The following is a 14,997-nucleotide window of genomic DNA, read 5'->3' as shown; positions in this document are numbered from 1 at the left end:
CGACCGTGACCCTCGACCTCAGCTGGCTGGAGGCCACGATGCTGGCCGCCGTGCGCATGACGGCGTTCATCGTCATCGCGCCGCCGTTCTCCTACAAGGCCTTCCCCGGCCGCGTGAAGGCGATGCTCGGCGTGGGCCTCGGCCTCGCCGTCGCGCCGCGCGTGACGCCCGGGTACGAGTCGCTCGCCACCGGGCAGTTCGTCGTGGCGCTCGTGCTCGAGGTCGTCGTCGGCGGCGTGCTGGGGTTCCTGGTGTTCCTCGCGTTCTCGGCCGTGCAGGCCGCGGGCAGCCTGATCGACCTCTTCGGCGGGTTCACGCTCGCGCAGGCGTTCGACCCGCAGTCGATGGTGAACGGCGCGCAGTTCACGCGCCTCTTCCAGATGACGGCGCTGGCGCTGATGTTCGCGAGCGGCGGCTACCAGCTGCTGATCGGCGGGCTGACCCGGTCGTTCGACGCGTTCCCGCTCGGGCTCGGCATGGACCTCTCCCGCCCGGTCGAGATGATGGCGCACGGCGTCTCGCAGATGTTCCTCGCGACCCTGCAGATCGCCGGCCCCCTCGCCGTCGTGCTCTTCCTCGCCGACGTCGGGCTCGGCCTCCTCAGTCGCGTCGCCCCCGCGCTCAACGCCTACGCGATGGGCTTCCCGCTCAAGATCCTCATGACCGTGATGCTCGCGGGCGGCGTCTTCCTCGCCCTGCCCGGCGTCGTGCGCTCGCTGACCGGCGACGCCTCGAAGATGCTCCTGGGGGTGGGGTAGCCGTGGCCGACGACTCCGGGGAGAAGACCGAGGCCGCGACCGACAAGCGGATGAAGGAGGTGCACTCCAAGGGCCAGCTGTCGCGCTCGCAGGACCTCAGCGCGTGGATCGGAGTCGGCGCCGCCGCGGTCATGATCCCCAGCACCATCCAGCGCGGGGCCGAGGCCGGCACCGACCAGCTCTTCTCGATCGGCGAGATCATCCGCCACCCCGACGACACCACCGTCGTCGCCCTCCTCGGCGACGGCGTGGGGTCGATGGCGGCGACCATCGCGCCCATGCTGGCCGTCGTCGGCGTCGCCGTGCTCGTCACCGCGATCGTGCAGGGCGGCGTCCACATCAAGCGGATGACCGGCAACTACGAGCAGTTCAACCTCCTCGCCGGCATCAAGAACACCTTCGGCACCCAGGCCCTCTGGAACGGCGCGAAGGCCCTGATCAAGACCGCCGTCGTCGGCGTCGTGCTCTGGATGGCCATCCAGGGCCTGATGCCCGTGCTGATGAGCGGCGGCGGCCTCAGCGTCTCCGCGCTGCTCGCCGAGGCCGAGGCCGGCACGGGCATCCTGCTCCGCGCCGCCATCGTGGCCGGGCTGCTGCTCGCCGCCGCCGACGTCTTCGTCGTCATGCGCCGCAACCGCAAGAAGACCCGCATGACGAAGAAGGAGGTGCGCGACGAGAGCAAGAGCAGCGACGGCGACCCCCTGGTCAAGTCGCAGCGCCGCTCGCGTCAGCTCGCCATGAGCCGCAACCGCATGATGGGCGCGATCGTCGACGCCGACGTCGTCATGGTCAACCCGACCGACTACGCCGTCGCGCTCCGCTACGAGCCCGGCAAGTCGGCGCCCCGCGTCGTCGCCAAGGGCGCCGGCGCCGTCGCCGCCGCGATCCGTGCCCGCGCCGAGGAGTCGGGCGTGCCGCTCGTCCGCGACGTCCCCCTGACCCGTGCCCTGCACGCCTCCTGCGGCCTCGGCGACGAGATCCCGGTCGACCTCTACACGCCGGTCGCGCGCGTGCTGACCTTCGTGATGGCCCTCCAGGCCCGCGGGGCGTCCGCCGTCGCAGGCACCCACGCCAACCCCCGCCCCACCACCCCCGACGAGGTCGCCGGCGTGCTCACGCCCGGCTCGCTCGAGGCCGACGCGATGCCCCGCCGCCTGCGGGTCGCGCGCGACGCCGCCTCCCGAACCGCGCCTCCGGCCGGTGCCCCCACTGCTCCCCGTCCGTCCGTCACCGGAGGAACCGCCTGATGAAGAAGACACTCCCCAAGCTCGCCGTGCCCGTCGGCGTGGTCGCGATCGTGCTGCTGCTCGTCGTGCCCGTGCCGGCCCCGATGCTCGACGTGCTGATCATCTGCAACATCCTGCTCGCGCTGGTGATCCTGCTGACGACGCTCTTCGTGAAGAAGCCGCTCGACTTCTCGGTCTTCCCGTCGCTGCTGCTCGTGGCGACGCTGTTCCGCCTCGGCCTCAACGTCGCGTCGACGCGCCTCGTGCTCGGCGAGGGCTTCGCCGGCCACGTCATCGAGGCGTTCGGCCACGTGGCGGTGAGCGGCTCGATCATCATCGGCGCCGTCATCTTCTGCATCCTGGTCATCATCCAGTTCGTCGTCGTCACCAAGGGCGCCGAGCGCGTCGCCGAGGTCGGCGCGCGCTTCACCCTCGACGCGATGCCCGGCAAGCAGATGGCCATCGACGCCGACCTCAACGCGGGCCTGATCACCGACGAGGTCGCCAAGCAGCGCCGCGCCGACGTCAGCGCCGAGGCCGACTTCTACGGCGCGATGGACGGCGCGTCGAAGTTCGTCAAGGGCGACGCGATCGCGGGCATCCTGATCATCGTCATCAACCTGATCGGCGGCATCGCCATCGGCGTGCTGCAGAACGGCATGGAGCCCGCCGACGCCCTCGGCCACTACGGCCTGCTCACCATCGGCGACGGCCTCGTCACGCAGATCCCCGCGCTGCTGATGGCGGTCAGCACCGGCATGATCGTCACCCGCTCGGGCGCCGACAGCGACATGGGCTCGCAGGCGGCGGCGCAGCTCGGGCAGTCGCGCATCGCGATCGCCATCGCGGGCGTCGCGGCGATCGGCATGGGGTTCATCCCCGGCATGCCGATCATCCCCTTCCTCGTCATCGGCGCGACGCTGCTGATCATCGCCCAGCGCCTCAGCACGAAGGCGAAGGCCGAGGAGGCGCGGGCGGCCCTCGAGGCCGAGGTCGCGCCCCCGGCCCCCACCGACACCACGGAGGACCTCCTCGAGCAGATGCGCGTCCACGCCCTCGAGATCCTGCTCGCGCCCGACCTCGTCGACATGGTCAGCGGGGCCTCCGACGACCTGCTCGGCCGCGTGAAGGCGCTGCGCCGCAAGATCGCCGTCGACATGGGCATCGTCGTGCCGCCCGTCCGCACCCGCGACAGCGTCGACCTGCCGCCGTCGACCTACTCGATCCGCATCGCCGGCGTCGAGGCGGGCCGCGGCCAGGCGCCCGCCCGCTCGGTGCTCGCCCTCGGCGACCAGCTCGACTCGCTGCCCGGCACGGTCACGATCGAGCCCGTCTTCGGCCTCGCCGGCAAATGGGTGCCGGCCGAGATGCGCCACAGCGCCGAGATGACCGGCGCCACCGTCATCGACCGCGTCTCGGTGCTCGTCACCCACCTCTCGTCGATCATCGGCGACAACGCCGCCCGCCTCCTCAGCCGCGAGGACGTCCGCGTGCTCACCGAGGGCGTCAAGCAGGTCAACGCCGCCGCCGTCGACGACCTCGTGCCGAGCATGCTGTCACTCGCCGAGCTGCAGCGCGTGCTGCAGGGGCTGCTCGCCGAGCGCATCCCGATCAACGACCTCGCGCGCATCTGCGAGGGGCTGACGCTCCGCGCCAAGCAGTCGACCGACCCGGAGGGGCTGATCGAGGCGGCCCGCGCCTCCCTCGGGCCCGCGCTCACCGCGCGCTACCTCGACGGGGCCGTGCTGCGCGTCATCATGATCGACCCGGGCCTCGAGCAGTCGATGCTCGAGGGGCTGCGGCCGAGCGACCAGGGCACGCAGATCCTGCTCGACGGCCACCGGGTCGAGCAGGTGCTCGGCTCGCTGCGCGACTCGGTCGCGAGCGTCGAGGCCCAGGGCCTCAGCGCCGTGCTCGTCTGCGCGCCCGCGCTCCGCCCCGCCATCCACCGGCTCGTGTCGGCGCAGCAGAACGGCCTGCCGGTTCTCTCGTACCAGGAGGCCACGGCCGCCGGCTCGACCATCGAGACCGTCGGCGTCGTCCGCGCGGCCGACCCGATCACGGCGGCCTGACGTGGCGCGCAGGGTGCAGATGAGCGGGGAGTCGCTCGAGCAGCTCGCCGCTGAGGCCCGCGCGGTGCACGGTCCCGGCGCCCGGGTCGTCGCCGCCCAGAAGGTGACCGTCGGGGGAGTGGGCGGCCTGTTCGCCCGCAAGCACTACGAGGTGACCGTCGAGGTGCCCGACCCGGCCACCGACCGCCCGGTCGCCCGGGTGACCATCACGCAGCCCGCCTCGCGGGCGGGCATCGCGGCGCTCCTCGCCGACGCCGACGCGGCGGACGGCTTCGACGACGGGGCCCGCCCCGGCGCCGCGGCCGCCGCCCCCTCACCCGCGCGGGACCCCTTCGACGAGGTGCTCGCCGGCGGGGGAGCCGGCCGGCGCCCCGCACCCGAGGTCGTCGTGCTGCCGCGCGCCCCCGACGCGGGCGCCGTCGACAGCCCCCGTCGCGCCGCCCGTGCCGCCGCGGCCGCCGCCTCCGCCGCGGGCGCGACCACCGCCTCCTCGTCGACCGCCGGAGGCGCGGTGCCGGTCCCGTCGCCGGCCGACGTCTCGACCCGCACCGACGCGTTCGCCGACATCATGGACGACTTCACCTTCAACGGCATCGCGGTCGACCCCGTCGTCGCCCCCGCCGCCGCCGACGACGCCCGGCCGGGCCCGCTGACCACCGCCGCGGAGTTCCTCGCCGCGGCCGCCGCCACCACGTCGCCCGCGCTCGCCGCGGCCGGGCAGGCCGACCTGCCGGCCGCTCCGGGGCTGCTGCGCGGCGCCGGCGACCTCGTCGTCGTCGTGGGCCGCCCGGGCGACGCGTTCCGGGTGGCGGCGCAGATGGCGTCGGCGTTCGGGCTGCGCTCGGTCGACGTCTCCGACCGCCGCAGCGCCATCCTCGCCCGGGCCACCGGGGTGCACGAGGGCTCGTCGGTCGTCACCGCCCTCGCGTGGGACGACGACGCCCCCGACGCCCTCCGCTCGATCGGGGCCGACCAGCTCTGGGTCGCCGTCGACGTGGGCCGCAAGCACGACGACACGGCGCGCTGGGTCGAGGCCGTCCGCGCGGTGCAGCCCGTCGCGGCCGTCGCGGTCGTCGGCGCGCAGGACACCGCGACCCCCGGCACGGTGCACCTGCTCGGCGTGCCGGTGGGGTGGCGCGAGTAGCCAGCGACCCTCACGTCGCTAAGCTGGCCCGATGCTGGTGTTGACGCGCAAGGTCGGGGAGCGGATCCTCATCGGTGACGACATCGTCATCACCGTCCTCGACTCCCGGGGCGAGGGCGTGCGCATCGGCATCGACGCCCCCCGCGGCGTGAAGATCCAGCGCGAGGAGGTCGTCCAGGCGGTCTCCGAGGCCAACGTCGCGGCGGCCGCGGCCCCCGACGACGCCGAGGCCCGCCTCCGCGCCGCGCTCGGTGCCCCCGCGCCCCGCGCCGACCAGTAGCCCGGCGCGCCCGGCGCGCCCCGCGCCTGCGACCCCGCCCTGCTCGCGACACACCCCGTTCTCGCAGGTGAACCCCGCCGCGGCGGGGTTACCGTGCGAGAAGGGGGTGCCTCGCCGTGACGGGCGGTCAGCGCGCCCCGAACACGCTCCGCGACGGCTCGGGCGACGGCACCGCCGTCGCGTCGGTGACCACGGGCGCGCCGGCGACGAAGTCGCGCAGCTCGCGGCCGTGCACGACCTTGGCCGGCAACGGGTCCGACGAGTAGAGCCGCGGCATGCGGTCGGTCGGCAGCGGCGACGGCGAGCCGATCAGCACGACGTTGCCGAACCGCCGGCCCTTGAGGGTCGCCGGGTCGGCGACGGCGGCGACGTGGTCGAAGACGGTCGAGAGCGTCGACGCCTGGCCGCGGGCGAAGGCGAGCCCGGCCCCGTCGGCGGAGTTGACGATCAGCATGCCGGTGGGGGAGAGGAACTCCGCCGCGGCTGAGTAGAACTCGAGCGAGGTCACGTGGGCGGGGATGCGCGAGCCACCGAAGACGTCGACGACGAGCAGGTCGACCGTGCCGCGCAGCCCGGCCGGGAGCTTCAGCATCACCTCGCGGGCGTCGCCGTAGCGGACCCTGATGGAGGCGCCCCTCGGCAGCGGCAGCTTCTCGCGCACCAGCGCCACGAGGTCCGCCTCGAGCTCGACCACCTGCTGTCGCGACCCCGGGCGGGTGGCCTCCACGTAGCGGGGCAGCGTCAGCGCGCCGGCTCCGAGGTGCAGCGCCGTGACCGGCCCCTCGGGCAGCAGGTCGATGGCGTGGCCGATGCGCCGCACGTACTCGAAGGCGAGGTGGGTGGGGTCGTCGAGGTCGACGTGCGACTGCGGGGTGCCGTCGACGACGAGCGTGAACGCGCCGGGTCGGTGGCGGTCCTCGTCGACGCGGGCGAGGCCGGCGCCGATGGTGATCTCGCCGGAGGGGTCGTCGTGCGCAGCAGCCATGTGGCCCAGCTTCCCACCCCTCGGGGGCGGGAACACACGGGCCGCTCCCGCGTTATACCGAAGGTTCCGCTGAGAGTCAACGACAGGGCTTGCCAGGCGTGTCCCGGCTGCATAGTATTGACCTTTGCGCTCCCCGTGCGTCCCGTCGTCATATTGCGGTCGACGACGCACCTCGAGACGGCCTCCGAATATCGCGGCGGGGGCGCGTCCGGTCGTCGGAACGGGCTGGTCCTCGGACTGTACGCCCCGACGGCTCCGGGAGGGCCGTTCAACCACTCACTCATACTGTCCGACAGTGATGACCCGACGGGGTCCACGGAGGTTACTTCCTTGGCTGCTGCGAACACCGCAAACACCAACTCACCCAAGAACGGCCGTGGCGCATCGCGCCTCTCGTTCGCCAAGATCACCGACACGCTGACGGTCCCCGACCTCCTGGCGCTCCAGACCGAGAGCTTCGACTGGCTCGTCGGCAACGACATCTGGAAGCAGCGCCTCGCCGAGGCCACCGAGCAGGGTCGCACCGACCTCGCCCTCCACTCCGGCCTGGAGGAGATCTTCGAGGAGATCTCCCCGATCGAGGACCTCGGCGAGACGATGCAGCTGTCGTTCACCGCGCCCGAGCTCGAAGACCCCAAGTACTCGATCGACGAGTGCAAGGAGCGCGGCAAGACCTACGCCGCCCCCCTCTACGTCAACGCCGAGTTCATGAACCACCTCACGGGTGAGATCAAGACGCAGACCGTGTTCATGGGCGACTTCCCGCTCATGACCGAGCGCGGCACGTTCATCATCAACGGCACCGAGCGCGTCGTCGTGTCGCAGCTGGTCCGCAGCCCCGGCGTCTACTTCGAGCGCGCCTCCGACAAGACCTCCGACAAGGACATCTACTCGGCCCGCGTCATCCCGAGCCGCGGTGCCTGGCTCGAGTTCGAGATCGACAAGCGCGACCAGGTCGGCGTCCGCATCGACCGCAAGCGCAAGCAGAGCGTCACCGTCTTCCTCAAGGCCCTCGGCCTGACGAGCGAAGAGATCACGGAGAAGTTCAAGGGCTTCGCGTCCATCGAGGCCACCCTCGAGAAGGACGCCATCCTCACGAAGGAAGAGGCCCTCAAGGACATCTACCGCAAGCTCCGTCCCGGCGAGCAGGTCGCGGCCGAGGCCGCGCGTGCGCTCCTCGACAACTTCTACTTCAACCCGAAGCGCTACGACCTGGCGAAGGTGGGTCGCTACAAGATCAACCGCAAGCTCGGCATCGACGCGCCCCTCGGCGACTCGGTCCTGACCGTCGACGACATCGTCGCGACGATCAAGTACCTCGTCTCGCTGCACGCCGAGGAGAAGACCATCGACGGCACGCGCGACGGCAACGCCGTCGAGCTCCGCCTCGACGTCGACGACATCGACCACTTCGGCAACCGTCGCATCCGCGCGGTCGGCGAGCTGATCCAGAACCAGGTCCGCACCGGTCTCTCCCGCATGGAGCGCGTCGTCCGCGAGCGCATGACCACTCAAGACATCGAAGCGATCACCCCGCAGACCCTGATCAACGTGCGCCCCGTCGTCGCCGCGATCAAGGAGTTCTTCGGTACCTCGCAGCTGTCGCAGTTCATGGACCAGAACAACCCGCTCTCGGGCCTGACGCACAAGCGTCGGCTCTCGGCCCTCGGGCCGGGCGGTCTCTCCCGTGAGCGCGCCGGCGTCGAGGTGCGAGACGTGCACCCCTCGCACTACGGCCGCATGTGCCCGATCGAGACCCCGGAAGGCCCGAACATCGGCCTGATCGGCTCGCTCGCCTCGTTCGCGCGCATCAACTCGTTCGGCTTCATCGAGACCCCCTACCGCCGGGTCGAGGCCGGTCACGTCACCGCGACGATCGACTACCTCACCGCGTCGGAGGAGGACGACTACGTCGTCGCCCAGGCGAACGCCCCCCTCACCGACGGCTTCGACTTCGTCGACGACAAGGTGCTCGTCCGCAAGAAGGGCGGCGAGGTGGAGCTCGTCGCCAAGGACGAGGTCGACTACATGGACGTCTCGCCGCGCCAGATGGTGTCGGTCGCGACCTCGCTCATCCCGTTCCTCGAGCACGACGACGCGAACCGCGCCCTCATGGGCGCCAACATGCAGCGCCAGGCCGTCCCGCTGGTCCGCAGCGAGAGCCCCCTGGTCGGCACCGGCATGGAGGGCTACACCGCGATCGACGCCGGTGACGTCGTCACCGCCGACGCCGCGGGCGTCGTCACCGAGGTCTCGGCCGACGTGGTCGTGGTCCAGCTCGACGAGGGCGGCACGCAGGAGTACTACCTGCGCAAGTTCGACCGCTCGAACCAGGGCGCCAGCTACAACCACCGCGTGATCGTCGACGCCGGTCAGCGCATCGAGGTCGGCGAGGTCATCGCCGACGGCCCGGCGACGGAGAACGGCGAGCTCGCGCTCGGCAAGAACCTCCTCGTCGCGTTCATGCCGTGGGAGGGCTACAACTACGAGGACGCGATGATCCTGTCGCAGAACCTCATCAAGGACGACACGCTCTCCTCGATCCACATCGAGGAGTACGAGGTCGACGCCCGCGACACGAAGCTCGGCAAGGAGGAGATCACCCGTGACCTCCCCAACGTCAGCCCGGACCTGCTGGCCGACCTCGACGAGCGCGGCATCATCCGCATCGGCGCCGAGGTCCGCCCCGGCGACATCCTCGTGGGCAAGGTCACGCCGAAGGGCGAGACCGAGCTCAGCGCCGAGGAGCGCCTGCTGCGCGCCATCTTCAACGAGAAGAGCCGTGAGGTCCGCGACACGTCCCTGAAGGTGCCCCACGGCGAGCAGGGAACGGTCATCGGCGTCAAGGTCTTCGACTCGCAGGACGGCGACGACGAGCTCGGCTCGGGCGTCAACCAGCGCGTGGTCGTGTTCATCGCCCAGAAGCGCAAGATCACCGCGGGCGACAAGCTCGCCGGCCGCCACGGCAACAAGGGCGTCATCTCGACGATCCTCCCCGTGGAGGACATGCCCTTCCTCGAGGACGGCACGCCGGTCGACATCATCCTCAACCCGCTCGGCGTCCCCGGTCGAATGAACTTCGGCCAGGTGCTCGAGATCCACCTCGGGTGGATCGCCGCGCAGGGCTGGAACGTCGAGGGCGTCCAGGAGTGGGCCAAGAACCTGCCCCCGGAGGCGCTCAGCGCCGCTCCCGGCACCAAGGTCGCCACCCCGGTGTTCGACGGCGCCGCCGAGCGCGAGATCGAGGGCCTCCTCGACTCGACCCTGCCGACCCGTGACGGCGACCGCCTGATCGGCTCGTCCGGCAAGGCGCGCCTGTTCGACGGTCGTTCGGGTGAGCCGTTCCCGAACCCCATCTCGGTCGGGTACATGTACATCCTGAAGCTGCACCACCTCGTCGACGACAAGATCCACGCTCGGTCGACGGGCCCCTACTCGATGATCACGCAGCAGCCGCTGGGTGGTAAGGCGCAGTTCGGCGGACAGCGCTTCGGAGAGATGGAGGTGTGGGCCCTCGAGGCCTACGGCGCCGCGTACGCGCTGCAGGAGCTCCTGACGATCAAGTCCGACGACATCCTCGGCCGCGTGAAGGTCTACGAGGCGATCGTCAAGGGCGAGAACATCCAGGAGCCCGGCATCCCGGAGAGCTTCAAGGTCCTCATCAAGGAGATGCAGTCGCTCTGCCTGAACGTCGAGGTCCTCTCGGCCGACGGCCAGACGGTCAGCCTGCGCGACACGGACGACGAGGTCTTCCGTGCCGCCGAAGAGCTCGGCATCAACATCTCCTCGCGCTTCGAGTCGTCGAACGTCGACGAAATCTGAGCCCCCTCCCACAACGACACGTCGAATCTTTCTGACAAGGGACTGAATTTTGATCGAAGCAACAACTTTCGATGAGCTGCGGATCGGCCTCGCGACGGCCGACAACATCCGTGCTTGGTCGCACGGTGAGGTCAAGAAGCCGGAGACCATCAACTACCGCACGCTGAAGCCCGAGAAGGACGGCCTCTTCGGAGAGCAGATCTTCGGGCCGTCGCGTGACTGGGAGTGCGCCTGCGGCAAGTACAAGCGAGTCCGCTTCAAGGGCATCGTCTGTGAGCGCTGCGGCGTCGAGGTCACGAAGTCGTCGGTGCGCCGTGAGCGCATGGGCCACATCGAGCTCGCCGCCCCCGTCACGCACATCTGGTACTTCAAGGGCGTGCCCTCGCGCCTCGGCTACCTGCTCGACATGGCCCCGAAGGACCTGGAGAAGGTCATCTACTTCGCGGCCTACATGGTGATCTCGATCGACGAGGAGGGCCGTCACGCCGACATGCCCGGCCTCGAGAACGAGCTCCGCCTCGAGATCAAGCAGCTCGAGTCGCAGCGCGACACGCGCATCGCCGACCGCCTCAAGAAGCTCGAGGACGACCTCGCGGTGCTCGAGGAGGAGGGCGCCAAGAGCGACCAGAAGCGTCGCGCGAAGGACGTCGCCGAGAAGGAGATGGGCCAGACCCGCAAGGCCTTCGACGAGGACATCAACCGCCTCGAGCGCGTGTGGGAGGACTTCCGCACCCTCAAGGTCGGCGACCTCAAGCCCGAGGACGCCGTCTTCCACGAGCTCCAGGACCGCTTCGGCATGTACTTCGAGGCCCACATGGGCGCCGAGGCCATCAAGAAGCGCCTCGAGGCCTTCGACCTCGCGACCGAGGCCGAGAACCTGCACCTGCAGATCTCGGAGGGCAAGGGCCAGAAGAAGATCCGCGCGATCAAGCGACTGCGCGTCGTCTCCTCCTTCCTCGCCACCGGCAACTCGCCGGCCGCGATGGTTCTCGACGTCGTCCCGGTCATCCCGCCGGAGCTGCGCCCGATGGTGCAGCTCGACGGTGGCCGCTTCGCGACCAGCGACCTGAACGACCTGTACCGCCGCGTCATCAACCGCAACAACCGCCTCCGTCGACTGCTCGACCTCGGTGCCCCCGAGATCATCGTCAACAACGAGAAGCGGATGCTGCAGGAGGCCGTCGACGCACTGTTCGACAACGGCCGTCGTGGTCGTCCCGTCACCGGCACCGGCAACCGCGCCCTGAAGTCCTTGAGCGACATGCTCAAGGGAAAGCAGGGTCGCTTCCGCCAGAACCTGCTCGGCAAGCGCGTCGACTACTCGGGCCGCTCGGTCATCATCGTCGGCCCGACGCTGAAGCTGCACCAGTGCGGTCTGCCCAAGCAGATGGCGCTCGAGCTGTTCAAGCCGTTCGTCATCAAGCGCCTGATCGACCTGAGCCACGCTCAGAACATCAAGTCGGCCAAGCGCATGGTGGAGCGTTCGCGCCCGCAGGTGTGGGACGTGCTCGAGGAGATCATCCGCGAGCGCCCCGTGCTGCTGAACCGCGCGCCCACCCTGCACCGTCTCGGCATCCAGGCCTTCGAGCCCCAGCTGGTCGAGGGCAAGGCCATCCAGCTGCACCCGCTCGTCTGCGCGGCGTTCAACGCCGACTTCGACGGCGACCAGATGGCCGTGCACCTGCCGCTGTCCGTCGAGGCCCAGGCCGAGGCGCGCATCCTGATGCTCGCGTCGAACAACATCCTGAAGCCGTCCGACGGCCGTCCGGTGACCCTGCCCGCCCAGGACATGATCATCGGCCTGCACTACCTGACGACGGTCACCGAGGGCGCCACCGGTGAAGGCCGTGCCTTCTCGTCGGTGTCCGAGGCGATCCTCGCCAAGGACCAGGGCTCGCTCGACCTCAACGCGATGGTCAAGATCCGCATGAACGGCGTGCACTTCGCCGAGGGCGAGGGCCCCGAGGGCTACGAGGTCGGCCAGGACATCCTGCTCGACACGACCCTCGGCCGTGCGCTCTTCAACGAGAACCTGCCGGCGGACTACCCGTTCGTCCAGCAGGTGACCGACAAGGGCATGCTCTCGACGATCGTCAACGACCTCGCCGAGCGCTACCCGAAGGTCGCCGTCGCGGCGGCTCTCGACAACATCAAGGACGCGGGCTTCTACTGGGCCTCGCGTTCCGGTGTCACGGTCGCGCTCTCCGACGTCCTCACGCCTCCGCGCAAGCCGGAGATCGTGGCGGGCTACGAGAAGCAGGCCGCGGCGGTGCAGGCCGAGTTCGACAAGGGCCTCATCTCCGACGCCGAGCGTCGTGCCGACCTGATCAAGATCTGGACGGAGGCCACGAACGAGGTCGCCGCCGAGATGCGGTCGAACTTCCCGGTCGACAACACGATCAACCGCATGGTCACCTCGGGTGCTCGTGGTAACTGGCTGCAGGTGCGCAACATCGCCGGCATGCGAGGCCTCGTGAACAACCCGAAGGGCGACATCATCCCCCGCCCGATCATCTCGTCGTACCGCGAGGGCCTGTCGGTGGCCGAGTACTTCATCGCGACGCACGGTGCCCGCAAGGGACTGGCCGACACGGCCCTCCGTACGGCCGACTCGGGGTACCTGACCCGTCGACTCGTCGACGTGTCGCAGGACGTCATCATCCGTGAGGACGACTGCGGCACCTCGCGCGGCCTCGAGCTGCCGATCGCCGCTCCCGACGCCGACGGCGTCATGGTGCGCGACGCCACGGTCGAGAACACGGTCTACGCCCGGTCGCTCGCGGCCGCCGCGGTCGACCCGCAGGGAACCGTCGTGGCCGAGGCCGGTGCGGACGTCGGCGACGTCCTCATCGACCAGCTGGTCGCCGCGGGCGTCGAGTCGATCAAGGTCCGCTCCGTGCTGACCTGTGAGGCCGCCGTCGGCGTCTGCGCCCAGTGCTACGGCCGTTCGCTGGCCACCGGCAACCTGGTCGACATCGGCGAGGCCGTCGGCATCATCGCGGCCCAGTCGATCGGTGAGCCCGGCACGCAGCTGACGATGCGCACCTTCCACACCGGTGGTTCGGCCTCGGCCGACGACATCACGCAGGGCCTCCCCCGTGTGACGGAGCTGTTCGAGGCGCGCACCCCCAAGGGCGCGTCCCCGATCGCCGACGGCGCGGGTCGCATCACGATCGAGGACACCGACAAGGCCCGCCGCGTCATCCTCAACCTCGACAACGGCGACGAGCCGGTGATCTACCCGGTGCTCAAGCGCTCGACCCTCCTCGTCGAGGACGGTCAGCACGTCGAGCTCGGTGCCCAGATCATCGCCGGTGCGGTCGACCCGAAGGAGGTCCTGCGAGTCAAGGGCGTCCGTGCGGTGCAGCAGCACCTCGTCGGTGGCGTCCAGGACGTCTACCGCTCGCAGGGCGTGCCGATCCACGACAAGCACATCGAGGTCATCGTCCGTCAGATGCTCCGCAAGGTCACCGTCGTCGACCACGGCGACACCGACCTGCTCCCCGGCGAGCTGGTGGACCGGTCGAAGTACAACGAGATCAACCGCGGTGCGCTCACCGAGGGCAAGCGCACGGCGTCGGCTCGCCAGGAGGTCATGGGCATCACCAAGGCCTCCCTCGCGACCGAGTCGTGGCTGTCCGCCGCGTCCTTCCAGGAGACGACCCGCGTGCTCACGCAGGCCGCCATGGAGGGCAAGAGCGACCCGCTGGTCGGCCTCAAGGAGAACGTGATCATCGGAAAGCTGATCCCCGCGGGCACCGGCCTGTCGCGCTACCGCGACGTGTCGGTCGAGGCGACGGAGGAGGCGAAGGCCGAGCGGTACCCCAACCGCGTCTTCACCGACGACGCGTCGTTCAACGAGGCTGACCTCAGCTTCGTCGACTTCGACTCGTTCTCGTCGGACGACTTCACGCCCGGCACCTACAACTGAGCCCCCCCGGGGAGGCGCGGTGAGGGTCTGACCTGACCCGCACCTCCCCAGGAGGCCCAGCACCACGAAGGGCCCCGGCTCTCGCACCTGCGAGAGCCAGGGCCCTTCGTCGTGCCCGCGCCTACGCTCGGTGGGGTGCAGTTCGAGCAGGCCCTCACCGACGACGTCACCCTGAGGGAGGCGCGGGTCGGCGACGCCGCGTCGCTGGCGGCCGCGCAGGCGCGCAACCGCGACCACCTCGCCCCCTGGGACCCTGCTCGCCCGGCCTCGTTCTTCGAGCCGGCCGGCCAGCTCGCCCTGCTGACGGCACGGATCGCGGCGGCGGACTCGGGGGAGGCCCTGCCCCTCCACCTCGTCGAGCGAGGCCCCGACGGCGACCGCGTCGTCGGCGGCATCTCGCTGAACCACATCGTCCGTGGCCCGGTCCAGGCCGCCTCGGTCGGCTACTGGGTCGACCGGGAGCGGACGGGCCGGGGCCTCGCCCGGGCGGCCGTGGCGGTCGTGGCCGACCTCGCCGCGACGCGCCTGCGGCTGCACCGCCTCGAGGCGAGCGCCCTGCCGCACAACGTGCCCTCCCGGCGCGTGCTCGAGGCTTCGGGGTTCACGCTGATCGGCACGGCGCCGAGCTACCTCCGGATCGCCGGGCGGTGGCAGGACCACGTGCTGTACCAGCGCGTCCTCGGGTAGTCGGCCCGCGCCTCCCGCAGGCCTCCTGCACGGCCGGCCGCGGCGACGGGTGACGCCCTGTGCCCCCTTGCGGGGGCACCCGCTCTGGGACG

9 protein-coding genes are annotated in these 14,997 nt (G+C 70.6%); 8 read left to right on the top strand and 1 reads right to left on the bottom strand.

The genetic code is table 11. From position 1 onward, the window contains the following. Positions 1-38 precede the first annotated feature (38 nt). The 5 genes from F1C15_RS07630 to csrA are packed head-to-tail and all read left to right on the top strand — an operon-like array spanning position 39 to position 5,480. Positions 39-758 (top strand): flagellar biosynthetic protein FliR, encoded by a 720-nt coding sequence (locus F1C15_RS07630; RefSeq protein ID WP_167261376.1) that lies wholly within the window; start codon positions 39-41, stop codon positions 756-758. 50 nt (positions 759-808) lie between these two features. Next, complete coding sequence (locus F1C15_RS07625) at positions 809-2,005, top strand: flagellar biosynthesis protein FlhB (RefSeq protein WP_056059113.1); 1,197 nt, start codon at positions 809-811, stop codon at positions 2,003-2,005. Further along, positions 2,005-4,056, top strand: a complete 2,052-nt coding sequence (locus F1C15_RS07620; RefSeq protein WP_185233908.1) for a flagellar biosynthesis protein FlhA — start codon at positions 2,005-2,007, stop codon at positions 4,054-4,056. Before F1C15_RS07625 ends, F1C15_RS07620 begins: the two co-directional genes overlap by 1 nt. Before the next feature lie 19 nt (positions 4,057-4,075). Further along, positions 4,076-5,200, top strand: coding sequence for a hypothetical protein (locus F1C15_RS07615; RefSeq protein WP_185233906.1), 1,125 nt, complete (start codon positions 4,076-4,078; stop codon positions 5,198-5,200). Between the two features lie 31 nt (positions 5,201-5,231). Next, positions 5,232-5,480 carry a carbon storage regulator CsrA gene (gene csrA / locus F1C15_RS07610; RefSeq protein WP_056057467.1) on the top strand — a complete coding sequence of 83 codons (249 nt, stop codon included), beginning with the start codon at positions 5,232-5,234 and terminating at the stop codon, positions 5,478-5,480. 127 nt (positions 5,481-5,607) lie between these two features. Here the strand turns inward: csrA and F1C15_RS07605 are convergent, their stop codons facing one another. Beyond that, positions 5,608-6,465 carry a spermidine synthase gene (locus F1C15_RS07605; RefSeq protein ID WP_056057464.1) on the bottom strand — a complete coding sequence of 286 codons (858 nt, stop codon included), beginning with the start codon at positions 6,463-6,465 and terminating at the stop codon, positions 5,608-5,610. Between the two features lie 330 nt (positions 6,466-6,795). Here F1C15_RS07605 and rpoB point away from each other — a divergent pair, with 330 nt between their 5' ends. The 3 genes from rpoB to F1C15_RS07590 all read left to right on the top strand — a co-directional run bounded on the left by rpoB (position 6,796) and on the right by F1C15_RS07590 (position 14,905). Then, positions 6,796-10,287: a DNA-directed RNA polymerase subunit beta gene (gene rpoB, locus F1C15_RS07600; protein ID WP_056057461.1), complete on the top strand. Its 3,492-nt coding sequence runs from the start codon at positions 6,796-6,798 to the stop codon at positions 10,285-10,287. 49 nt (positions 10,288-10,336) lie between these two features. Further along, positions 10,337-14,218: a DNA-directed RNA polymerase subunit beta' gene (locus F1C15_RS07595; protein ID WP_056057458.1), complete on the top strand. Its 3,882-nt coding sequence runs from the start codon at positions 10,337-10,339 to the stop codon at positions 14,216-14,218. A 135-nt stretch (positions 14,219-14,353) separates the two neighbouring features. After that, entirely contained in the window at positions 14,354-14,905 is a 552-nt protein-coding gene (locus tag F1C15_RS07590) for a GNAT family N-acetyltransferase (RefSeq protein WP_056057454.1), read from the top strand. The last annotated feature ends 92 nt before the right edge of the window (positions 14,906-14,997 follow it).

This window comes from Frigoribacterium sp. NBH87, from assembly GCF_014217665.1.
In the GTDB taxonomy this organism is placed as follows: domain Bacteria; phylum Actinomycetota; class Actinomycetes; order Actinomycetales; family Microbacteriaceae; genus Frigoribacterium; species Frigoribacterium endophyticum.
Note: the sequence above shows the minus strand (reverse complement) of the source record. Positions and strands in the feature narration are given on the sequence as shown.